21 protein-coding genes are annotated in these 20,498 nt (G+C 70.6%); 7 read left to right on the top strand and 14 right to left on the bottom strand.

Annotation, left to right across the window (positions count from 1 at the left end; translation table 11 throughout):
* Nucleotides 1-46 precede the first annotated feature (46 nt).
* The 3 genes from ACYVO6_RS24350 to ACYVO6_RS24340 form a co-directional block, all read right to left on the bottom strand.
* Complete coding sequence (locus ACYVO6_RS24350; RefSeq protein WP_461064464.1) at nt 47-943, bottom strand: NAD(P)-dependent oxidoreductase; 897 nt, start codon at nt 941-943, stop codon at nt 47-49.
* A 210-nt stretch (nt 944-1,153) separates the two neighbouring features.
* The gene (locus tag ACYVO6_RS24345; RefSeq protein WP_461064462.1) at nt 1,154-1,339 is read right to left on the bottom strand and encodes a DUF397 domain-containing protein; all 186 of its coding nucleotides are present in this window, start codon (nt 1,337-1,339) and stop codon (nt 1,154-1,156) included.
* Nucleotides 1,336-2,238 carry a helix-turn-helix domain-containing protein gene (locus tag ACYVO6_RS24340; protein WP_461064460.1) on the bottom strand — a complete coding sequence of 301 codons (903 nt, stop codon included), beginning with the start codon at nt 2,236-2,238 and terminating at the stop codon, nt 1,336-1,338. Before ACYVO6_RS24340 ends, ACYVO6_RS24345 begins: the two co-directional genes overlap by 4 nt.
* Nucleotides 2,239-2,471: 233 nt before the next feature.
* Between ACYVO6_RS24340 and ACYVO6_RS24335 the strand changes: the two genes are divergently transcribed.
* The gene (locus ACYVO6_RS24335; protein WP_461064458.1) at nt 2,472-2,819 is read left to right on the top strand and encodes a hypothetical protein; all 348 of its coding nucleotides are present in this window, start codon (nt 2,472-2,474) and stop codon (nt 2,817-2,819) included.
* 315 nt (nt 2,820-3,134) lie between these two features.
* Here the strand turns inward: ACYVO6_RS24335 and ACYVO6_RS24330 are convergent, their stop codons facing one another.
* Both ACYVO6_RS24330 and ACYVO6_RS24325 read right to left on the bottom strand, forming a co-directional pair.
* A complete protein-coding gene (locus ACYVO6_RS24330) occupies nt 3,135-3,551 on the bottom strand; it encodes a peptidoglycan-binding domain-containing protein (protein ID WP_461064456.1) in 417 nt (138 codons plus the stop codon).
* Nucleotides 3,552-3,953: 402 nt separating this feature from the next.
* Nucleotides 3,954-4,364, bottom strand: coding sequence for a hypothetical protein (locus tag ACYVO6_RS24325; RefSeq protein WP_461064454.1), 411 nt, complete (start codon nt 4,362-4,364; stop codon nt 3,954-3,956).
* Between the two features lie 396 nt (nt 4,365-4,760).
* Here ACYVO6_RS24325 and ACYVO6_RS24320 point away from each other — a divergent pair, with 396 nt between their 5' ends.
* The 3 genes from ACYVO6_RS24320 (at nt 4,761) to ACYVO6_RS24310 (ending at nt 6,552) form a co-directional block, all read left to right on the top strand.
* On the top strand, nt 4,761-5,042 hold the full coding sequence (locus tag ACYVO6_RS24320; RefSeq protein ID WP_461064452.1) for a hypothetical protein: 282 nt from the start codon (nt 4,761-4,763) through the stop codon (nt 5,040-5,042).
* Nucleotides 5,043-5,172: 130 nt separating this feature from the next.
* Nucleotides 5,173-5,715, top strand: a complete 543-nt coding sequence (locus ACYVO6_RS24315; protein WP_461064450.1) for an ATP-binding protein — start codon at nt 5,173-5,175, stop codon at nt 5,713-5,715.
* Between the two features lie 186 nt (nt 5,716-5,901).
* Nucleotides 5,902-6,552 (top strand): class I SAM-dependent methyltransferase, encoded by a 651-nt coding sequence (locus ACYVO6_RS24310; protein WP_461064448.1) that lies wholly within the window; start codon nt 5,902-5,904, stop codon nt 6,550-6,552.
* Nucleotides 6,553-6,640: 88 nt separating this feature from the next.
* Here the strand turns inward: ACYVO6_RS24310 and ACYVO6_RS24305 are convergent, their stop codons facing one another.
* Together ACYVO6_RS24305 and ACYVO6_RS24300 are read right to left on the bottom strand one after the other, a co-directional pair.
* Complete coding sequence (locus tag ACYVO6_RS24305) at nt 6,641-7,012, bottom strand: VOC family protein (RefSeq protein ID WP_033318786.1); 372 nt, start codon at nt 7,010-7,012, stop codon at nt 6,641-6,643.
* A 220-nt stretch (nt 7,013-7,232) separates the two neighbouring features.
* On the bottom strand, nt 7,233-8,657 hold the full coding sequence (locus ACYVO6_RS24300; RefSeq protein ID WP_461064445.1) for an alpha/beta hydrolase: 1,425 nt from the start codon (nt 8,655-8,657) through the stop codon (nt 7,233-7,235).
* Nucleotides 8,658-8,881: 224 nt separating this feature from the next.
* Here ACYVO6_RS24300 and ACYVO6_RS24295 point away from each other — a divergent pair, with 224 nt between their 5' ends.
* Together ACYVO6_RS24295 and ACYVO6_RS24290 are read left to right on the top strand one after the other, a co-directional pair.
* Nucleotides 8,882-9,187: a DUF1490 family protein gene (locus tag ACYVO6_RS24295; protein ID WP_461064443.1), complete on the top strand. Its 306-nt coding sequence runs from the start codon at nt 8,882-8,884 to the stop codon at nt 9,185-9,187.
* A gap of 23 nt (nt 9,188-9,210) precedes the next feature.
* Entirely contained in the window at nt 9,211-11,448 is a 2,238-nt protein-coding gene (locus ACYVO6_RS24290; RefSeq protein ID WP_461064441.1) for a heavy metal translocating P-type ATPase, read from the top strand.
* Nucleotides 11,449-11,464: 16 nt separating this feature from the next.
* On the opposite strand, the gene ACYVO6_RS24285 is transcribed toward ACYVO6_RS24290, so the two are convergent.
* The 6 genes from ACYVO6_RS24285 to ACYVO6_RS24260 form a co-directional block, all read right to left on the bottom strand.
* Nucleotides 11,465-13,219, bottom strand: coding sequence for an ABC transporter ATP-binding protein (locus tag ACYVO6_RS24285; RefSeq protein ID WP_461064439.1), 1,755 nt, complete (start codon nt 13,217-13,219; stop codon nt 11,465-11,467).
* Nucleotides 13,216-14,955, bottom strand: coding sequence for an ABC transporter ATP-binding protein/permease (locus tag ACYVO6_RS24280; RefSeq protein ID WP_461064437.1), 1,740 nt, complete (start codon nt 14,953-14,955; stop codon nt 13,216-13,218). The genes ACYVO6_RS24285 and ACYVO6_RS24280 overlap by 4 nt, the downstream gene beginning before the upstream one ends.
* Complete coding sequence (locus ACYVO6_RS24275) at nt 14,952-15,815, bottom strand: ABC transporter ATP-binding protein (RefSeq protein ID WP_461064435.1); 864 nt, start codon at nt 15,813-15,815, stop codon at nt 14,952-14,954. Before ACYVO6_RS24275 ends, ACYVO6_RS24280 begins: the two co-directional genes overlap by 4 nt.
* 19 nt (nt 15,816-15,834) lie before the next feature.
* The gene (locus tag ACYVO6_RS24270; RefSeq protein WP_461064433.1) at nt 15,835-16,842 is read right to left on the bottom strand and encodes a FecCD family ABC transporter permease; all 1,008 of its coding nucleotides are present in this window, start codon (nt 16,840-16,842) and stop codon (nt 15,835-15,837) included.
* Nucleotides 16,839-17,837, bottom strand: a complete 999-nt coding sequence (locus ACYVO6_RS24265) for a FecCD family ABC transporter permease (RefSeq protein ID WP_461064872.1) — start codon at nt 17,835-17,837, stop codon at nt 16,839-16,841. The genes ACYVO6_RS24270 and ACYVO6_RS24265 overlap by 4 nt, the downstream gene beginning before the upstream one ends.
* A gap of 131 nt (nt 17,838-17,968) precedes the next feature.
* On the bottom strand, nt 17,969-18,946 hold the full coding sequence (locus tag ACYVO6_RS24260) for an ABC transporter substrate-binding protein (RefSeq protein WP_461064431.1): 978 nt from the start codon (nt 18,944-18,946) through the stop codon (nt 17,969-17,971).
* A gap of 354 nt (nt 18,947-19,300) precedes the next feature.
* On the opposite strand from ACYVO6_RS24260, the gene ACYVO6_RS24255 reads away from it, so the two are divergent.
* Complete coding sequence (locus ACYVO6_RS24255; RefSeq protein ID WP_461064429.1) at nt 19,301-19,774, top strand: hypothetical protein; 474 nt, start codon at nt 19,301-19,303, stop codon at nt 19,772-19,774.
* A gap of 48 nt (nt 19,775-19,822) precedes the next feature.
* Here the strand turns inward: ACYVO6_RS24255 and ACYVO6_RS24250 are convergent, their stop codons facing one another.
* On the bottom strand, nt 19,823-20,452 hold the full coding sequence (locus ACYVO6_RS24250; RefSeq protein WP_461064427.1) for a proteophosphoglycan 5: 630 nt from the start codon (nt 20,450-20,452) through the stop codon (nt 19,823-19,825).
* Between the last annotated feature and the right edge of the window lie 46 nt (nt 20,453-20,498).

Genomic DNA, 20,498 nt, shown 5'->3' with positions numbered 1-20,498 from the left:
CGGGGTTCTGAGCGTTTGCGGGCCCGTCCCGTCCGCCGTACGCGGCTCAGGTGGACGCGTCCTCCTCGGGGTCAAAGCTGGCGAAGTACGCGGCGGCCATGTCCTCGTCGGCGTGGCCCTGGGTGGCGGCACGTTGCATGCGGGCGGCGCTCGCGGCGGCGACGTCGAGGCGTACGCCGTGCTGCTCGCCCGCCTCGACGATCAGCCGGGCGTCCTTGGCGGCGGTGGCCACCGCGAACTGGGCCGGAGAGAGCCGGTCGTCCAGGATGAGCCCGGCCTTGGCGCGCAGGTAGCCCATGTCGAGCGGGCCCCCGGCGATGGCGTCGAAGAAGCTCTGCGGGTCCACACCCAGCGCCTTGGACAGCGCGAGGACCTCGCCGGTCGCCGCGGTGGCCGCCAGGACCCAGCTGTTGGCGACGAGCTTCAGCCGGGTCGCGCTGCCGACCGCGCCGTCGTCGCCGGTCCACACCGTACGGGCGCCGACCGCGTCGAAGACGGGAGCCACCGCGTCCCGGCCCTCGACCGGGCCCGCGGCAAGGACCAGCAATTGGCCGGCCTCGGCGGGCTGCCGGGTGCCCAGCACGGGCGCGTCGTAGAAGACCAAGTCGTGTGCGCGGGCGAAGTCGGCCAGCTCACCGATGCCCTCGATCCCGGCGGTGGTGGACTGCACCCAGGCCGTGCCGGGGCGCAGTGCGGGCGCGGCCTCGCGCATGACCTCCAGGGCGGCCGGACCGTCGTACAGCATGGTCAGGACGACATCGGCGCCGGTCACCGCCTCGGCGGGGGTGCCGGCGATGTGCGCCCCGTCGGCCGCGAGAGGCTCGGCCTTGGCGCGAGTGCGGTTCCAGGCGCGGACGGCGTGCCCGGCTTTGGCGAGGTTACGGGCCATCGCGGCGCCCATGATGCCGGTGCCCAGGACACTCACGGTGAGCTTGTCGGTCATCGGAGTCCTTTCGTGGATACCCCCGGGTGAACGTAGCCGGGGAGGAAACGAAACCCCTAGGGCTACACCGTGCCCTTCTACAAGGCCGACCGCGAGGCGGAGATGCGAACCGCACACGCCTGTTTCGAGGAGTTGCTGAAGATCGCCAAGTGAACGACTGTGCCCCGCACCGGAGTTGGGGCCGGGTGTGGGGCACGGTGTTGTGAACGGTCAGGCCTGGGCGGCGTACGAGACGAAGTCGGTCCAGGCGACGGGAGAGAGGGCGAGTTGCGGGCCCTGCTTGTCCTTGGAGTCGCGGACGTGGATGGTGTCGGGGCAGGTGGCGACTTCGACGCAGTCGCCGGAACCGCTGCTGCTGTAGCTGGACTTGAACCAAGTCAGTTCGCTGGTGCTCATAGCGCTCCTCGCATCCGCTGCAACAGGCCCACGGAGTCTTCGAGGGTGAGAGCCTGCGAACGCATCCTGGCATACCGCCTCTGGAGCACGCTCACGACCTTGGGATCGGAGATGAGCTGGCCGCTTTCCGGGGCTTCGGTGTAGGCGAACCACTTGTTCTCGGGAGTTTCCAGCAACTGCACAGAGCCGTGCAACCCGGCATGGGACTCCCGCACCAACGGCATGATCTGGATCTCGATGTTCCGCAGCTCGGCCATCTCCAGCACGTGATCGACGAGCTCCCGCGTGACCTCCACTCCACCCGTTCGCCGCAGGAACAACTGCTCTTCGAGGATGAAGCTGAACGCGGTGTTCGGGCGCTCCCGCAGCAAGCGTTGCCGTTCGGCCCGCGCCTCCCACTGAGCCTCGATCTGGTGGTCCTCCAGTGGCGGCAACTCATCGACGAACAGCTGACGCGCGTACGCCTCGGTCTGCAACAACCCTGGAATCAGACGGCACTCGTACGTGTACAGCGCGATCGCCGTCGCCTCCAGGCGAGCCCACGTCCGGAACCAGGCCGCCAGCCCCGGTTGCCGGGCCAGATGCCGTACCGACTTCCGCAGCGCCCCCGTGTTCCCCGTCGCCTCCTCCGACCGCTCCACGAGCGCCGGGTCCGGCATCCGCCGTCCCAACTCCACCGACGCCACCGTGTGTTTGGAGAACCGGACCAGTTCGGCGAACTCCTGCCTGCTCAGCCCCGCATGCTCACGCAGGGCCTGGAGCACCGCGCCGAACGTGCGCAGGCTGTCGGAGGACTCCGGCTCACCGCGGAAGGTGGCCGGGACCCCGGCCGTCGTCTCCGCCGGCGTACCGTCCGCGTCCGCCCCGCCGGCATCCGTACCGACCGTGTCATCGGCCACCCTTGGCCACCTCCCGCGCACCCGCCCCGCCGCACACACCCAACCCGCCCATCGTTACGGCACGTCACGAATAGCGTCCAGTCCGTAACCGCGTACGCTCGCGCAGCGTACGCGGGGCGGACCTGGTGAAGTGCCCTTCCTGGCCGCCGCATTGGGCACTACGAGAGCGACGCAGCCCAAGCGTACGGTCGGGGCTTCGATCAGAAACTGGACAACGCCAAGGAGGCCATGCGGTGAGCAGCCCCGCCCGCCAGACGACACCCCAGGCAGCCACAGGCCGGGGCCCTGGCGCCCGCATGGGTTCCGCTGTCTGCGGGCTCGTCCTCGCACTGCCGCATCTGGTGGCGGTCTACTTCATGCTTCTTGCTTACCTGGCCGACCCGGCCGGCCCTTGGGACAGCGAGACCGTCGCCCACTCCAACTTCGCTTCCGGTCTCGTCCTGGTCGTCTCGGCCGTCACGGCCCTGCTGACGTGGCTGTTCATCAAGGCCACGTGGCTACGCAAGTGGTGGTACGCCATCCCCACGGTCCTGGTCATCGCCGCGCTGCTGCGGCTGACGGTGCTCGCGCCGGAAATCTGAGAGGGCGTTCTGCGCCTGAGTGAGAATCAGCCGAACCGGCCCGTGGCCTGGCCACGCCCGCCAGGATGGAGCGGGTGACCACCCCCACCGCAGACCTCTGGCATCACTACGGCCGCACCCGCCACGCCACCGACCGGACCGTGCCTGATGACTTCCGCTGTAGCTGGAGCCAGGACAGCGGCCCTGGCCCGGAAGCCCTCTCATAGCCGAGGTGATCGGTCCCGGACTGTAGCCCTGGTACTGGAGGAGGCACCGGGCTTCCTTGCCGGCAGCGGTCACCTGCGAGGAGGAGGGCACCACCATGTCACAGCTGGGTCAGCAGTAGAGCCGGCGCAGGTAGGGCCAGGTCTGCTGGCCGACCTTGCCGTCCTCGGCCAGGTTGGTGTTGCAGGCGTGGTTGACGACGCCCTGGAACTTCTTTGCCGCTGCCTGGGAGTTGCGGCCGAAGATGCCGTCGATGGTCCCCGGATTGTGGCCCTGGTACTGGAGGAGGCACTGGGCTTCCTTACCGGCGGCGGTCACCTGCGAGGAGGAGGGGACGACAGTGTTGCCGTTGTAGTAGCCGGCAGAGAGCCGGCCGCTGGAGCTCATGCTCACGTTGCACGGGTAGGCCGCGGCAGCGGTGGCGCCGGTCTCGGCCGCGGCGGCGACGCCGCCGGTGGCCGTACCGCCCAGCAGGATGACGGAGGCCAGCACGATCGCGGTGCGCCTGCGGGTTGCGGTGAGTGCCATGGAAGACTCCTGGAGAAAGGTGTGGTCGATCTGGACATCGGTCGTGTTCGGCGGATGACGCAGGCAAGCCGTGCTGTCCGTTCGAACGACAGACATGTTGGAAGTCGTGATCCCAACAAGCCACAGAGTCCGGCCCGGTTGGGACGACGCGGGATGCGTCCCGCCCTGAGCTGCTGAGTCACGCGGGACGAAGCGGTGGCGGGACGTGAGCGTGCCGTGAGGGCGAGAGGCACGGGAGATCACGAGAGGTGTGGAACATGCGCTCGGGCGGTCATGTCTCCGTGCGCTTAGCCACGCACACACCGGGGTGCGAAAAGGGGTGGGCATGGCGCGTTGGAAGGCGCCGCCCGAGTCGCTGGACCCTCGGGGCCGGCAACTCGTGGTGCAGCTCCGTCAGTTACGTCAGCAGCTGGAGGCGGTGTCGATGCGGATCCCGGTCACCGTGAAGGTACTACTGAAGTACTGGAAGTGGTTCGGAGGCACGCACTTGTAGGACGTCGCACCGGTGCCATTGTGGATGTAGCGCAGGTAGACCCGGTCGTCGTTGCGCGTGTTGGTGACGTAGTCGGCGCCTCGGCTCCGGGAGCCGAGATCCTGGTAGGAGGTGGTGACGTCCTGGTACGCGGCCGTGGGGTCATCGTCAACCCAGTCGCTGGAGGTCAGATAGAAGCAGACGCGCGGCCAGTCGCACCCTCTGTAAGAATCAGCCGAAGCGGTGGGTGCCGTGGCCAACGTGGTAGTGGCGAGGGCAGCGGCCGCCGTCGCCACGACGGCCATGCGCTTGGTCGTCCTGCGGTTCACTCGTACACGCACAAGGAATCAGCTCCCCGTTTCGCCCTGGTGGGTACATGCCCGGTCAGGCACACCTGACTGTCTTCTGAACACAGGTGCCATGGGTACCTGAAACAGTTCAGGTTGCGCGTCACACCGATAATCGGCTAGCGGCCCGTTGCGGCCGACCTGCGACCAACCAGAACGATCCGCTGGACGGACCGAGAACGACAACAGGCGGCCGAGCGGTGCGGGATGCGCCTGGAGAAGGCCCTGGTGGACCAGGGCTTCAAGGACGAGGTCATCATCCACCCGAGAAGCCCGAGAAGAAGGCCGGCGGACTGCGTCGCGTCTTCGGCGGCTGACAACAGGGGCGGTGCGGCTGCTTGCGGCCTCGGCCTTCCTGGGAGCAGTCCGCTGTTAGGGTGCCGCGCAGAAGTGGAGTACGAGGCGGGGGCGTTGAATATCGGCCGGTACCGGATCACAGACGTTGCGGACATGCCGCCTGCGTTGGCGACGGTCTTGGGGGTGATCGTGATCGCCCTTATCGTCGGGGTGGTGTGGGCACTGATGTGGCTACCGGACCACACGAAGCTCAGGAGTCCGGCCGCACGCGAGCGCGCGAAGCGCCGCAAGGAAAGCCAGAAGCGACAGAAGGAGCTGCGCTCGCGGCGGGAGTCCCTGCAGCGCAAGGCAGCCCGGCGCGAAGACACGACATAGCAGCGCTCACCCTTGGCGACCATGGTTACGGGACGTTATGAGTACTGTCCAGCCCGTGACCGCGTACGCTCGCGCAGCGTACGCAGGTCGGACCTGGTGAAGTCCCCTTCCGGGCCGTCACATTGGGCACATGACACCACCGGCCACCCGCCAACACCCCGTCACCGTACGTGTGTTCACCCAGCGCTTCAGTGCCACCCCGCTCGGCGCCCGTCTCGCCCGGCACCTCGCCCTGAACCAGCTGCACGACTGGGGTATCCCGCACGGCAGCCGGGCCTCCGACACCGCCGCCGTGATCGTCGCTGAACTGTCGTCCAACGCGGTCACCCACGGTCGCGTACCCGGCCGTGACTTCGAACTGCCCCTCTCCCTCATCCCGGGCAGCCTGCGCATCGAGGTCACCGACACCCGCACCGAGGCGCGCCCGCCCGGCCCCAGCGCCGTAAAGCCTCCGGAGCCCCTTGCCGACTCCGGCCGCGGCCTCGTCGAGGCGCTGGCCGACCGCTGGGAGATCCTGGACCGCGAACCCCCCGGCAAAACCGTACAAGCCGAAATCGACCTGCCCCGCTGGCTGTCCCTGTTCAAGCAGCACCTGAACCCGAGCGACGGCGCCCCGGCATACGGCCGGGACTTCGACCGTGAACTGGACGATGCGAGGGAGACCCTGAGTTGAGTTCCACCCCGACGGCTGCCCCGAATGTCCTGTCCTCGTGATGTGTAGGCAGTCCCGATCGTCTGTAGGCAAGTTCCGCAGTGTTCCGCCAGCCCGGAGTTGAGTGAGACGCGGCAGGGCAGGCCACAGCATCCGAGACCATGGCAGCGTGATCGCCATTCCAGGGCGCCGATGGAGGTATCCGCCATGTCCGGCCTCGACAGCCAGACCGCCTACTGGGACGCCGCCGCGACGACCAAGACATTCACGCACCCGCTGCACCTGCCATGGCTGGACGGCACAGACCGGCATGCCGCAATCCTCGACTACGGCTGCGGCTACGGCCGGACCATGGAAGCCCTCGGACAGCAGGGCTTCACCAACCTCTCCGGCGTCGACACCTCACCAAGGATGATCTCCCGGGCCCGCGCCCTGCATCCCACGATGCGCTTCGCCGTGCTGGACACACCACCGATGCTGGCCCAGCCGGACGCGAGCATCGACGTGGTCATCCTCTTCGCGGTGCTGACCTGCATACCCGGCGACGACGCACAACGACGGCTGGTCGGCGAACTGAGCCGCGTGCTCAAGCCGGGCGGCATGCTCTACCTCAGCGATCTGCTGCTGCAGGACGACGAGCGCAACCGCGACCGTTATGCCAGGTTCGCGGAACGCTACGGCACCTACGGAGTGTTCGAGACCGGCGACGGCGCAGTCTGCCGCCACCACCCCAGCGACTGGTTCCTCTCCCTGCTCGCAGACTTCAAGATCGCCAGCACCCGCCGAATCACCGTCGCCACGATGAACGGGAACGAATCAAAGGGAATCCAGATCCTGGCTCGAAGACACCTCTGCTGAACCCGACTCCCCGGCCCATGCCAGGCCTCGAACTGCCCACACACATAGCGGGATGGCCCCGGCCATGGCGTCCCGGACAGGACGCCAATCAGCGCGGGACGATGCAGAAGGGATGCCCAGCAGGATCGGTGAGGACCCGTGCCCTGTCCCCATGCGGCTGGTGATCCGGCTTGCCCGCACCCAGTTCCAGCAGCCGGGCCTCGGCCTCGTCCAGGCTCTCCGCGACCTTGAAGCAGATGTGAAGCTGCTGGGGGGAGATTTGGTCAGGCCAACTCGGAGCCCGGTAGTCCTCGACCCGCTGGAAGCCGATGAGGAGTCCGTCCTCACGGTTGAGACCGGCGAAGTCGGCGTCCGACTTCGGGTGCGGTTCAAAACCTGTGGCCTGCTGATAGAACGCCGCCAGAGCCGGCGGATCAGGGCAATCGAGTGTTATCGCGACCAATTCCATCTGCAAGGGCATGCCACCTCCGAGCCGATCAGTGGACTTCCGTGATGTACGCAGTAGAGGCGGCTGCCTACGGTTGAGCGGGACGGAGAGGGCTCGCTCGTTCTACTCAACCGTAAGCACAGCAGGTCAGATCCTCATCATGCCAACGGTTATCCGGGACAGGACACTGAATGAACAGCCTCCCCCTCCTCTCACCGCCACAGCAGCTGCCTGGCCCAGCCCCCGCATCGCCTCAGCGGGACGTGGCGAGCACTTTGTGCAGGAACTCCGTGAGCGTGTGCGTCATCGTGTTGTGAGCCGGTGCGGCGAACAGCGGGTCCAGGTGATTCATGCCGTTGTCCGATTCGTAGACTCCGTACGGCACTCTGGAGTCGGCCGCGACCTTGCGGGCCCCCTCCAGGACCGTGCCCTTCGAGTAGCTGGTACTGAAGGCGTAGAGCGGTACGTCGATCCCGGTGCCGTGGTGCAGGCGCAGGCCCAGGGAACGGGCGAGATCGGTGTCGGCGTAGACGTCGGCGACGTCGAGGTCCACGGACAGCCGGGCGGGCCAGTACCACTCCCAGACGCCCGGCACCGGACCGGCGTACGCCTCGGCGACGCGCGAGATCGGCGTGATCCCCGCATCGACCCAGCCACGTACGCCATCGCTGTCCGCGCTCTCGGCGAAGTGCCCCGAGTGGACGGTGATGTCGTTGGGCCAGCCGAACCCGGCGTCGACGAGGAGGCCGAGCAGGGCCGCGTTGCTGACCGGGAACGAGGGCCGCAGGGCGTCCGGCAACCGGGGCTGGAGCACGGAGCGGGCGCCCGGATTCTGCTGGGCGTACCATCCGGCGAGCTGGTACCAGATCTGAGTGCTCTCAGCCCGGCCGCCCAGCCCGACCCCGGTCAGGGTCATGTCGAACACAGCCCCACCGTCGATCGCCGCGAGTCGCTGCCGGACCTCCTCCGGCGAGTCCTGCACGGGCGTACCGGTCCCGTCGAATGCCCCGAGCACCCCGCCGTCGATCACTGCGAGGCCGGCCAGATCACGGAACCCGGGGTGCCCCGCGAAGTCCCAGGCGGCGTACGCCAGTGCACTGGTAGCGCCCCAGGAGTGACCACCCAGCACCACGCGCCGACTCCCGCCGGCCCGGGCGGCGAGCACGACCGCTCGGAGGTCGTCGAGGGTGAGTGCCAGTCCCCACGTGGCGGCGAAGGCGGAAGCGGCCGGGTCCTGGGAGCGATAGTGACCATCGAGGTAGTAGGAAGCGGGGTCGGACCGGCCGAACCCGGTCCGGTCCGACAGGTTCTCTTCCCTCCGGTCGAATGCCCACACCTGCACCCCGGGCACGGCCGCGACCAGGTCTCTCGCCATGAGCCGGAAATCATTGGCGGCCCCGAACATCCCTGGCACCAGCACCAGCACGGTGGCGGCGTTCCGGGGACCGATCTTGAGGACGTGTACACGGTCGGTGAGGGTGGGGCCACCGCCGGGGGCGACGGGGATCGCGGTGTACCGCTCGGGGATCGTTGCTCGGCCGGTGTGGGAGGGGCGGCCTCCGGCGGACGCTGCCTGTGCGGTCCCGGTCGCTCCTACGGCCAGCGCGACGCCGCTCAGCAAGGTCCCGCCGAGCAGAGTCCTGCGGGATGGATTTCCGCGCGTCGGACGGTTCGTCATTTTCGGTCGTGTCCTTGGAAGTTGGGGGGTGAGACACCGTTGGTCCCCACCTTCTCGCGAGCCCCGGGCGGGCCTCGCTCCGGGGTACCCACCCAGGGACTCCGGCTCTACCTGCGGAATCTGGCGTCGATACCGATACGGCTGATGCGCGATGTCCGCCATGGGACGAGAATGGACGTACCGCGTCGAAGACGGTCGAACCCGCTCCGCGGAAGGAGACCAAGATGAATCCCGCCGCTGTGACAGGTGCCGTCCTGGGCCGCATCACGCACTACGCCTTGTCCGGAACCGCCGGGGTCCTGGTTCTGCGGGGAGCCGCCAAGGTCGCGCCCAAGGCGAAACCCGCGGCCCGCAGGCTTCTGGTCAGCGGAATCGCCGGCGGCATCACGACGGGGCGGCGGCTCGGGGAGGCTGCCGAGGAGGCCCGTCTGAAGGCCGGAGACCTGCTGGCGGAGGCCAGGGAGCAGCTGGGTGAGGAGGCGCCGCCGCCCTCGGCGGTCGGTGTCGAGGAGCACGCCCACGAGCACTAGAGGGCATCTGAGAGGTGGTCGCCATGTCCGGCACGTCCGTACCCGGCGACGTCGCTGTTCCCGGTCCGGCCGTCGACTCCGGGGTGGTGGTGCGGTCCGCCGCCGCGGGCCGCGTACGGCTGATGGTTCCCTGGCTGCGGGCGCGGCCCGGGTGCGCCGGGCTCGTCGATGAGCGGTTTACTGATCTGCCGGGTTTCCGGGCGCTGCGTATCTTCCCGCGGACCGGTGCCGTGATCGTCTGGGTCCAGCCCGGCCTGGTCGACGTGGACCGGCTGGTCGCCGCCCTCGCCGAGGCGCCGCCGCCGGGAGTGCCCGCCAGAGCCAGCCGTTCCGTGCCCGACTCCTCCACGGGGGAGGTCGCGCGGCTGGTGGTCGGCGGTGCGGTGCTCGCCCTGCTGGGACTGCGGCGACTGCTCGGCCGGCCCCCGTGGACCCCGGCGGGCTCGGCCGGCTTCCTCGGTGCGGTCACCGTCTTCACCGGACTGCCGTTCTTCCGCGGCGCCGCACGCACCCTCGGCGGCAGACGCCACGTGGGCACCGACCTGCTGGTGACCACGGCGACCGTCATCTCACTCGTCCTGCGCGAGAACGTGGTCGCGCTGATGGTGCTGTGGCTGCTCAACATCGGCGAGTTCCTGCAGGCCATCACCCTGCGGCGGACCCGGCGCGCCATCGAGGAACTGCTCTCCATCGGCGAGGAGCGGGTCTGGCTGGTCCGCGACGGCGTGGAGGTGGAGGTCGACCTCACGGAGGTCAGGGCCGGGGACGTGGTCGCGGTCTACGAACACCACCGCATCCCCGTCGACGGCACCGCCGAGTCCGGCGAGGCACTGGTGGACCAGGCGGCGATCACCGGCGAGGCGCTCCCGGTGTACGTGCAGCCCGGCACCGAGGTGTACGCGGGCACCCTCGTCTCCACCGGCTCCCTGACCGTACGGGCCACCTCGGTCGGACAGGACACGGTCGTCGGGCGGATCATCAGCCGGGTCGAGGAGGCGCAGGCCGACCGGGCCCCGATCCAGACCGTCGCCGCCGCCTTCACGCGCCGCTTCGTGCCCGTCTCGTTCGCCCTCGCCGGGATCACGTACATCCTGACCCGCGACGCCCGGCGGGCGATGACCATGCTGCTGATCGCCTGCCCGTGTGCCGCGGGCCTGGCCACCCCGACCGCGATCAGCGCGGCCATCGGCAACGGCGCCCGCAGGGGCACCCTCATCAAGGGCGGCACCCACCTGGAAGGGATCGGCCGCGTCACCGCCGTGGTCTTCGACAAGACCGGCACCCTCACGCTCGGCCGCCCTCTGGTCACCAGCGTGGTGACGCTCGACGAGACGGTCACCGCCGACCAGGTGCTGAGCCTGGCGGCCTCCGGCGAGTTGCACGCACGGCACCCGCTCGCCGAGGCCATCGTCCGGCGTACCGAGGAACAGCACCTGCACATCCCGATCCACCAGGCCTGCGAGGTCGTACTCGGCATGGGCGTACGCGCCGAACTCGACGGCACCCGCCTGCTGGTGGGCAGCCCCGCCCTGCTGCGCCGGCACGGCCTGGAACTCTCAGAAGTGGCCGAGGCATGGACCAGCCGGCTGCGCGCCGGCGGCGAGACCGTCATCTGCCTCGCCCACGACGAGAAGCTGATCGGCATGCTCGGCCTGTCCGACGCGGTACGCGGCGGAGCCGACACCGTCGTCCGCCAGCTGACCGACCTCGGGGTGACCCGCATCGTGCTGCTGACCGGCGACGCACCGGAGACCGCCCAGGCCGTCGCCGACACCCTCGGCATCACGGAGGTGCACGCCCATGCGCTGCCCGAGGCCAAGCTCCAGCTGATCCGCGACCTCCAGGCGGAGGGGCACAGCGTGGCGATGGTCGGCGACGGCACCAACGACGCCCCCGCACTGGCACTCGCCGACGTCGGCATCGTCATGGGCGCCCACTCCTCCCATGTCGCGCTGGAAACCGCCGACATCGCCCTGGCCGGAAACGACCTGCGAAATGTCGCCGCCGTCGTCGAGCTCAGCCGGCACACCCTGCGCGTCGTACGGCAGAACTACACCCTGTCCATCGGCGTGAACCTCGCCGGCCTCGTCGCGGGCGCAGGCGGCTCCATCAACCCTGTCCTGGCCGCCCTGCTCCACAACACCAGCAGCATCGCCGTCGTCGCCAACTCCGCCCGGCTCGTGGGCCATACCCCCCACCTGCCGAGCGACGCCACCGCACGACTGCGGGCCACACCGCTCGAAGAGCGGCGAGTGCGCTGACCGGTCGGCCTGGCGTTCAGGACGGCGTGACGGTCAGTACGCGGTTGAGCGCGCCGTCGGGGCGGGCGGTCAGGTCGTCCCAGGTGCCCTCCTCCACGATGCGGCCGGATTCCAGTACGGCGATACGGTCCGCGCGGCGGATGGTCGCGGGGCGGTGTGCGATGACGAGGGTCGTACGGTTGCCCTGGGCGAGCGCGGTGGCGAGTTGGGCGTCGCCGGCGTTGTCCAGGTGGGCGGTGGTCTCGTCCAGCACGAGGACCCTGGGCTCGGCCAGCAGGGCGCGGGCGAGAGCGATACGGGCGCGCTGGCCGCCGGAGAGGGTGGCGCCGCGCTCGCCGACGAGGGAGTGCAGGGGGGCGATCCCGTCGACGCCGCACAACCGGGCGGTCTCGGCGAGGAGTTCGTCGTCCGCGTCGGGTGCGACGAGGCGCAGGTTCTCGGTGAGGGTGCCGTGGAACAGGGGAGTGTCCTGACCCACGACGGCGACGGTACGGCGCAGTTCGGTGTCGGCCGCTTCGCGGAGGTCGATCGGGTCGCCGTCGCGGGGCACCAGGTGGACGGCTCCCTCGGACGGGTCCCAGAAGCGGGCCAGCAGGTGGGCGCAGGTCGACTTGCCGGCCCCCGAGACTCCGACCAGAGCGAGGGTCTGCCCGGCAGGAACCGTCAACTCGATCCCGTCCAGCACGAGTTGCCCCCCGTAGTCGAAGCTCACCCCGTGCAGCCGTACGCCCAGCGGGCCTGGCGGGAGCGGGCGGGGCGAGGCAGGCGGCGGGGCGAGAGAGGGGGCTTTCACCGCCGCGTCGACGCGGGCGGCCGCGGCACGCAGACCCACGGCCTGGCTCAGCGCCCTGGCCGACTCGGCGACCGGGCCCAGCACCGACAGGGCGAGGGCCATCGCAGCCGGGGTCCACGCCCCGTGCAACCGCCCCGAGGTCACGGACTGCGCCGCGGCGGCCACCACGCCCACGACCGCGAGGACGATGAGGAGGTCGCGTACGGCGGCGGCCATGGCCTCCCAGGTGGCCTCGGCGCGCTGGGCCTGGCCCACCCTCCGTCCCTGTTCGGCGAGTTGACCGCGCCGCTTGGCCAGCCCTCCGAAGGCGAGCAGTTCCCGCAGCCCGTCGACGGTGTCCACGGTGTCGGCCGACAGCTTCGCGGCGGCCGTCCTGGTCCGGGCCCCGCGCGCCGCACGTCCACGTGCATCGGCGAAGGGAGCCACGGCGAGCAGCGCGGCGACCGGCAGCACCGCCACCAGCAGCCAGGGCTCCACCGTGGCCAGCGCGGCGGCTCCACCGGTGAACACCACGCCGGATGCGAGGAGTTGGGCCGTGGTGTGGGCGTAGAAGAACTCCAGTGCCTCCACGTCGGCCATCGCGGTGGCGGCCAGGTCCCCGCTGCGCTTGCCGGCCACGCGGGCGGGCGCGCTGCGGGCGAGCCCGTCGAAGACCCGTACGCGCAGTTCGGCCAGCACCCGGTAGGCCAGGTCGTGCGAGAGGTCCATCTCGCGCCAGGTCATCAGGGCGCGTACGAGGACGAGGGCGACCAGCGCGGTGACCGTGCCGGCCGAGGGGGCGCGGTCCTCGATGACGGCGGTTCCGACGCTGTGCGCGGCCAGCGTCAACAGCGCCACCAGCGAGCCCTGTTCGACGAGTGCGGCGGCGCAGGTGCGGGCCATCATGACGCGGTGCCCGGCGAGGGCGGGCAGCAGGGCGCGCAGGGAGCCCTGCGGGGGCACGGCCCCATGAGCCTGAGTGTCGATGGTGCTGCTCATGCGGCGAGCCCTCCTTCGTAGGTGCGACCCGCTTTGACGAGCTCTGCGTAGACGCCCCCGGCGTCGATGAGTTCGGCGTGTTCACCGATGGCGTCCACGCGTCCGCCGTCGAGCACCACGATGCGGTCGGCGTGCTGGACGGCGGCGAGGCGGTGGGCGACCAGCAGGACGGTCCGGCCGCCCGCGGCGTCCAGCAGTTCGCGGACGATATGAGCCTCCCGGCGTTCGTCCACCGAGCTGGTGGCCTCGTCGAGCACGAGCACCCGGGCGTCGGCCAGCAGGGCCCGGGCGAGGGCGAGGCGCTGGCGTTGTCCGCCGGACAGGGTGGCGCCCCGTTCGCCGAGCACGGTGGCGTAGCCGTCGGGGAGGGAGGCGATCTCGTCGTGGATGCCGGCGGTGCGTGCCGCGCGGACCAGTTCGTCGTCCGTGGCGGCCGGCCGGGCCAGGCGCAGGTTGCCGGCGATGGTGGCGTGGAAGAGGTAGGTCTCCTGGGAGACGACGGCTATGCCCTGCCGCAGTGAGTCGAGTGCGTACTCGGCCACGTCGTGGCCGTCAACGGTGATCCGGCCCTGCTGCGGGTCGCGGTGGCGCAGCAGCAGGGCGAGCAGGGTGGACTTGCCGGCGCCGGAAGGGCCGACGATGGCGGTGGTGTGCCCCGCCTCGGCGGTGAAGGTGACCTCGCGGAGGGCGGGTGCCTCGGCGCCGTCGTAGCTGAACTCGACCTGCTCGAAGCGTACTTGGGGCGGATCCGGCCAGTGCGCTCGTTCCGTTCCGGTGTCGGGGACCTGGGGTTCGGCGGTGCGCAGTGCCGCGAGTCCGTCGGCGGCCGACACTCCCAGGTACCCGGCGTGCCACTCGCGGGACAGGTCGCGTACGGGCCTGAAGCACTCGGAGGCCAGGAGCAGCACCAGATAGGTGCCGGTCGGCGTGGTGGATCCGGTGACGGCCGACCAGCAGGCGAGCAGCGCGGCGGCCACGGTGCCGCCCTGGATGGCCAGGTCGGTGAGTCCGGTGTCGACCAGTGACACGCGGAGCTTGGCGACGGTGGCCCGGTGCAGCGCCGCCGAGCGTTCCTCCAGCCGTTCGCGGGTGCGTCCGACGGCGCCCGCGGCCCGCAGCGCGGGCATGCCCTGCAGCGCTTCGAGGTAGTCGGCGCCCAGTCCCTCGTACGTGTCCCAGTGCTCTTTGCCGCGCTTGGCGAGGAGCCGGTCCCAGGCACGTGGGCCGAACAGACCGAGCAGCAGGGCGGGTACGAGGCCGAGGAGGGCGACCGGTTCTACGGCGGCCAGGGCGGCGAGCAGCAGGGGCGGCACCGTGAGGGTGATGAGGAGTTGCGGCAGGTAGCGGGAGACGTAGGCGTCGACGCCCTCGACTCCGTCGACGAGGGTGGTGCGCACCGCTCCGGCGCGCGCGGTCGTCAAGTGCGCGGGTCCCAACCGCCCGAGGTGGGCGAGGAGTTCGTCCCGCAACCGCACCCGGACCCGCGCCCCGGCACGGGTGGCGGTACGCCGCTGCCAGTAACCGAGCCCCGCGCGGGCGGCGACGACGCCGAGCACCCCGCCGAGGAGCAGCGGGAGCCGGTCCGCGTCGCCCCGGGCCACGTCGGCGAGGGCAAACGCGAGCAGCACCGCCTGCGCGAGGTGGGCAAGGGTGACGGCCCCTTGCAGGACAGTGGCCGCGAGCAGGGGGCGCTGGGCATGCCGTGCGGCGCGGCGCAGCTCGGGGTGGACGATCACGAGGTCCCCTCTTCGGAGTGGGTGGCGCCGAGGGCCAGGCCGTGGACGATCCAGTCCTTCTCAAGTCCGTGGAGAGGGTGATCCGGGTAACACACCGGCCATCCGCCCTCGGGGTCCTGGCCGACCCGGCCCGCCACCTTGAGCACATCCGCGAGCAGCCCGGGGGTGACGACCTCCTTCGGCGTCCCGTCGGCCACCACAACGCCGTCCCGCAGGGCGACGATCCGCTCGGCGAACCGGGCCGCGTGGGCCAGGTCGTGCAGCACCATCACGACGGTGAGGCCGCGCTCCTCACGCAGCCGCACCACGGTCTGCAGCACATCGAGTTGGTGATGCAGGTCCAGGTAGGTGGTCGGCTCGTCGAGCAGCAGCACGCGGGTGTCCTGGGCGAGCGCCATCGCGAGCCGAACCCGCTGCCGCTCGCCCCCCGACAGCGCGTCCACGTCCCGGTCGGCCCACTGCTCCACGCCGACGTCGCGCAGCGCACGCCGTACGACCGGGTCGTCGCCCTCGCGCAGCATGCCGAGGGGGCCGCGTGCCGCGTACCGTCCCTGCCGTACGAGATGACGGGCCGTCATGCCGGGGACGGCCGGGGCCGACTGGTGCAGCAGCGCGACCCGCCGGGCGGTGGCGCGCCGGGAAAGCCCGGCCACGTCGTCGCCGCCGAGCAGGACGCGCCCTTCGTCCGGCCGCAGCAGGCCGGCGGCCAGCCGCAACAGGGTCGACTTGCCGCAGCCGTTGAGGCCGATGAGAGCGGTCAGCTCGCCCGGTTCGACGCTCACGTCGACGCCGCGCAGCACGGGGTGGCCGGGATAGCCGAAGTGGACTCCCTCGGCGCGGATACCCACGGGTTCGGTCATGTTCTGTCCTTCGTCGACATCAGAACGTTCGGCTCGGCGCCCGGCGTACGACGATCAGCAGCAGCACGGCTCCGAGGCAGGTGGTGAGCGCGCCGACCGGCAGCGTGAGCCGGTCGGAGTCCAGCGCGACCGCGAGCAGCCGCGAGGCGAGCTGTGCCGCCGCGTCCGCCCCGGACACCACGGCCGCCCCCACGAGGGCGGCACCGGGCAGCGTCAGCCGCAGGTCCGCGCCGAACACGGCGAGAGCGAGGTGCGGTACGAGCAGCCCGACGAAACCCAGCGCTCCCACGGCGGCCACCGCGCCCGCTGTCAGCGCCACGGCGCACAACAGGGCGAGGGTTCGGGCACGCGCGGCGGACAGTCCGGCCGCACCGGCGATCTCGTCACCGCAGCGCAGCAGGGTCAGTGGTCCCGTCATCAGCCACGCCATCGCGCCCCAGGCCAACGCCCAGGGCCACAACAGATGCCAGTGCTGCCACACCCGGCCCTCCGTCGTGCCGACGAGCCACTGGACGACACTGCCGAGCTCACCCGGCGCGACGAGCAGCACCATGGCGGTGAGCCCGCCGAGCACCGCCGACACGAGCACCCCGTGCACGGCGATCTGTGCGGGGTCACCCCGGCCGCGCCCGGTGAGCAGCCACAGCAACGCGGCTCCGGTGCACCCGCCCACGCACGCGGCGACGACGACGGCGAGGGGCGATTCCCAGCCCGCCAGTCCCAGACCGGTCGCGGTGACGGCCCCGAGCACCGCACCCGGAGTCACGCCCGTGACCTCGGGCCCGGCGAGCGGATTGCGCAGCGCGGACTGCAGGACCAGGCCCGCCACGCCGAGGCACGCCCCCGCGCCGAGGGACACCAGCAGGCGGGGCAGGCGGAGTTGGAGCAGGATGTGCCGCTCCGTCGCGTCACCGCCCCCGCCGAGGACCTCCCACACCACGGCCGGGGAGATACCGCGACCGGCCAGCAGTCCCCCGCAGGCGCACACGACGAGGAGTACGGCGAGCACCGCGAAACGCCGGCTCACCGGGCCTCCTCCGACGCGGTCGCCCCACCGGACGGGAGGCGGGTGCCGGAAGGACCGTCCGGCCGGGGAGACTTCGGCCTCCGCTTTCCCGACCGGAGCAGGGCGACACCGACGGGCACGCCGAACAGGGACGTCCAGGCGCCGACCGGTGTCTCCACGGGCGCCAGTGCCAGGCGGGCCGGGACGTCGGCGACGGCCACCACGACGGCGCCCCACGCAGCCGACCAGGGCAGCCAACGCACCGCGTCCGCCGCCGGGTTGAGCCGTCGCGCCAGATGCGGGGCGAGGAACCCGACCCACGCCACCGGACCGCACACGGCCGTCACGGGCGCGATCAGCAGGACGGCGATGGCCAGCGCGGCGAACCGGGCACGCTGTACGCGGACGCCCAACGCCTCAGCGTCCTCGTCCCCCAGCCGCAGCACCGACAGCACCGGCGCGCACAGCACGAGCGCGGGCACCGCGACGAGCAGCCAGGGCCACAGCCCGGTGACGTCGTCCCAGGTACGGGCGGAGAGCGAGCCGAGCAGGTACCGGTAGATCAGCTGGAGGTCCAACTGGTCGGCCATCACCATGAGTACGAGCAGCGCGGCCTGCAGGGCGGCGGCGACCGCAGCCCCGGTGAGCAGTACGGCGGACGGGCTGCGCCCCAAGCCGGCGGCGAGCAGCGTGAGTCCGCCGCCGAGCGCGGCCCCGCCGATGGCCAGCAGGGGCTGAGCGGCGGCGGGGATGGACACCGCCAGCACCAGGGGCGCGGCGACCCCGAGCGCGGCGCCGGAGGAGATGCCCAGCATCTCGGGGACCGCCAGGGGGTTGCGCAGCGCCTCCTGCAGCACGAGCCCTGCCGCGCCCAGGCAGGCCCCGGCGATCAGCGCCAGCACCAGCCGGGGCACGCGCAGTTCGGTGACGACGACCCCGGCGAGCGTACTGTCCCCTTCCAGCAGTGCCGCGGGCAAGAGGTGCAGTGGGACGTAGGGCGTGCCCAGGCTCAGCATGCAGGCGGACGCCGCGACCAACAGCGCGGTGACTACGAGGAGTTGCCACCAGCTGCTGGGGCGCAGGAACCGTACGGGCCGCCCGCCCGAAGTCGCGTCACCGGCCGCGGTTCTGGTCGCGGTCGGTGCACTCACCGCAGGGCGGCCGTGGCCTCGTCGAGGACGATGCCCAGCGAGCGGGTGCCCCGGCCCTTGGCCCACACCTCGGAGTTCACCTCGTGGACGTCCCCGTTCTTGACGGCCGGGATCTTCCCCCACAGCGGGTTCTTCGCCAGCTTCTCCGACAGCTTGCCGTCCGGCTCGCCGAAGCTGATCGTCTCGACGAACAGCACGTCGACGTCCCGCGCGAGGATCTCCTCGAGACTGTAACTACCCTCCACACCACGGGACTTCCAGGGGTAGTCGGCCAGCTTGGGGAACAGTCCGGCGGCTACGTCCGTCCCCGGGGTGGCGACACCGAAGTTCTCGTCGCTGCCGTAGATGACGATCGCGGTCTTGTCGCTCTTGGTCCGCTCCACGTCGGCGAGCTTGGTGCGGAAGGTCTTCTCGGCCTTCTCGCCCTCGGCGGTACGGCCGGTGAGCGCGGCGACGTCGCGCAGGTAACCGACGCTGTCCTGCCACTTCTCGGGCTGCATGGGCCAGAACGTGGTGGCGTCCTTCAGGGCCGGGGCAAGCTTGCCGTGGGTGTCCTCGAGACCGATCACGAGATCGGGCTTGTGGGAGAGGATCGCCTCCACCTCGGGCGCGATGAACCCGCCGGGGATGACGTCGACCTGCTTCGCCTTCTCCTCCCCCAGAAATTCGGGGTGGGCCAGCAGGGCGCTGTTCGTGGCCGTGGGGACGATGCCCAGCTCGGTCAGGATGTCGTCGCAGAGCGCGAACAGGCAGACGATGCGCTGCGGGTCCTGCTCCAGGGAGACCTTGACGCCGTTCGCGTCGGTCAACTGACGTGCCGCCTTGATGGGTTGCACGGTGACGTCGGTCTTCGGGTCGGCCGCTGCGGCCTCTTCACTCGCGGGTTCGGTGGATGTGCCACATCCGACCAGGACAGAACCCACTATCGCCGCGGTGATCCAGTTTCGGATGAATCTCGACGATGAGCCCAGCATCGATGCCCTCGCTTCTTCTCATGGTCCCGGAACGCGTCGAAGATACCTCATGATAATCGTTTTCATCACTTGATGCCGATCTCGGCCAACTGCAGGCGGTACCTGCTGGTCTCGTCGGAGGCGGGCGTGCCCAGCCTGGTGGCCTTCAGGCGGAGGTAGCGGCCGGTGGCGGAGGTGAGGGTGTAGGTCTGGACGGCTCCTCCCGGCTTGGACTGGCCGACGATACGAGCCCGGCCTGCGGGCCCGGATGAGTACGCCTACTCAAAGGCAGCAGGTATCCGGCAGGGCGGCCACCGCTGCGGGCCCCCGGGCGAGGAGAAGTGCTCGCGCCCAGTCGCTGGCAGGATCGGCAGCATGGACTACTGGCCGTACCCGCCAGCGGAGGCGGACCGTATCGATCCGTTCACCAGCGTGCGGACCGACACCCAATACGTACTCTTCGGCGGCCACCGACCGACGTACGCGTTCACCGACCCCGCCAGGTTCGACGACCCTGATCTGCACGTATCGATCCCCTGGGGCTACAAGATCCTGCGGATGGCGCAGAAGGTGGCCATTCTCCGGCACGGCGACGTCGTACGGGAATGGCAGGTGCTCCACCGAGACCCCCGCGTCGACCCGGTGGAGCGGCCTGCCGACGAGACGCTGTACCTGGACAACTGGCGTCGCAGTGTCTGCGGGTATCAGGTCATGACCTCGCCGACTGCGACGACCGCACCGGCGGACGCCTACGACCACGGCGCTGCCATGGCGCTCGCTCGCACCGCTTCGCGCCTCGAGGGCCATGCTCTGGTGGTGTATGTGTACGACGCCCGGGACTGGCACTGACGAAGACCGGGTCATCACCGCATCCGGGAATGCCTCGGCGCCCTCGGATCAGGCCGTCAGGAACTTCCTGCCCGCGGCCGCGCCCGCCACGGCGCCCGGGCCGCCCTTCCCGATGACAGCAGCCACGTGTTCTTCCGTGATGTCGCCGTCCGCGGCGATCAGCGCGTCGATGGCGTCCTGGCGGGCGGCCGTACCGTCGAGTCCCGGGGCGGTCCGGGTGAACCCGACGATGCTCTCGCGGGTTCTCTCGACGGTCAGGGCGGGCAGGTCCACGCTGTGGAACCCGTCGTCGAGGCTGTACTCGGCGCGCCGCCAGCCGTCGGCGTCGAAGCCGTAGACGAAGCCCACGTAAAGATCCGCGTCCAGGGTTCGACGCACCACGGGCTCCCACCAGTCCGGCGCGTCGGCAAGCAGGTCGGTCTCTTCCTCACCGAAGTACTCGGCAGCGGCGTCGAAGTACGTCTGCGAATACTCGTGGTCGTGGCCGACCAACACGGCGCGGCCTGCGCCGAGGTGATACAGCTCCAACCAGTTGCCGCCACTGTCGTCGAAGTGCCACACGGAGCCGTCGGCGCGGCACATGCCTCCCCGCCCCCCGGCGGCGCAGACCGCCGCGAACGCCGCCCAGCGGCCGCGCAACTGTCCCGGTGTGGGCAGGCCCAAGGTCACAAGTCCCATGGCGGTCGCCGCCTATCTGTATCTGTCGTCGTCTCTGTATCCGTCG

The organism is Streptomyces pseudoechinosporeus, from assembly GCF_054783935.1.
Note: the sequence above shows the minus strand (reverse complement) of the source record. Positions and strands in the feature narration are given on the sequence as shown.

What these genes read in the sequence shown, in the direction of transcription:
- ACYVO6_RS24350 (WP_461064464.1), bottom strand. Translation starts at nt 943, where the DNA reads ATGACCGACAAGCTCACCGTGAGTGTCCTGGGCACCGGCATCATGGGC.
- ACYVO6_RS24345 (WP_461064462.1), bottom strand. Translation starts at nt 1,339, where the DNA reads ATGAGCACCAGCGAACTGACTTGGTTCAAGTCCAGCTACAGCAGCAGC.
- ACYVO6_RS24330 (WP_461064456.1), bottom strand. Translation starts at nt 3,551, where the DNA reads ATGGCACTCACCGCAACCCGCAGGCGCACCGCGATCGTGCTGGCCTCC.
- ACYVO6_RS24315 (WP_461064450.1), top strand. Translation starts at nt 5,173, where the DNA reads ATGACACCACCGGCCACCCGCCAACACCCCGTCACCGTACGTGTGTTC.
- ACYVO6_RS24310 (WP_461064448.1), top strand. Translation starts at nt 5,902, where the DNA reads ATGTCCGGCCTCGACAGCCAGACCGCCTACTGGGACGCCGCCGCGACG.
- ACYVO6_RS24305 (WP_033318786.1), bottom strand. Translation starts at nt 7,012, where the DNA reads ATGCCCTTGCAGATGGAATTGGTCGCGATAACACTCGATTGCCCTGAT.
- ACYVO6_RS24300 (WP_461064445.1), bottom strand. Translation starts at nt 8,657, where the DNA reads ATGACGAACCGTCCGACGCGCGGAAATCCATCCCGCAGGACTCTGCTC.
- ACYVO6_RS24295 (WP_461064443.1), top strand. Translation starts at nt 8,882, where the DNA reads ATGAATCCCGCCGCTGTGACAGGTGCCGTCCTGGGCCGCATCACGCAC.
- ACYVO6_RS24290 (WP_461064441.1), top strand. Translation starts at nt 9,211, where the DNA reads ATGTCCGGCACGTCCGTACCCGGCGACGTCGCTGTTCCCGGTCCGGCC.
- ACYVO6_RS24285 (WP_461064439.1), bottom strand. Translation starts at nt 13,219, where the DNA reads ATGAGCAGCACCATCGACACTCAGGCTCATGGGGCCGTGCCCCCGCAG.
- ACYVO6_RS24275 (WP_461064435.1), bottom strand. Translation starts at nt 15,815, where the DNA reads ATGACCGAACCCGTGGGTATCCGCGCCGAGGGAGTCCACTTCGGCTAT.
- ACYVO6_RS24265 (WP_461064872.1), bottom strand. Translation starts at nt 17,837, where the DNA reads ATGCTGAGCCTGGGCACGCCCTACGTCCCACTGCACCTCTTGCCCGCG.
- ACYVO6_RS24260 (WP_461064431.1), bottom strand. Translation starts at nt 18,946, where the DNA reads ATGCTGGGCTCATCGTCGAGATTCATCCGAAACTGGATCACCGCGGCG.
- ACYVO6_RS24255 (WP_461064429.1), top strand. Translation starts at nt 19,301, where the DNA reads ATGGACTACTGGCCGTACCCGCCAGCGGAGGCGGACCGTATCGATCCG.
- ACYVO6_RS24250 (WP_461064427.1), bottom strand. Translation starts at nt 20,452, where the DNA reads ATGGGACTTGTGACCTTGGGCCTGCCCACACCGGGACAGTTGCGCGGC.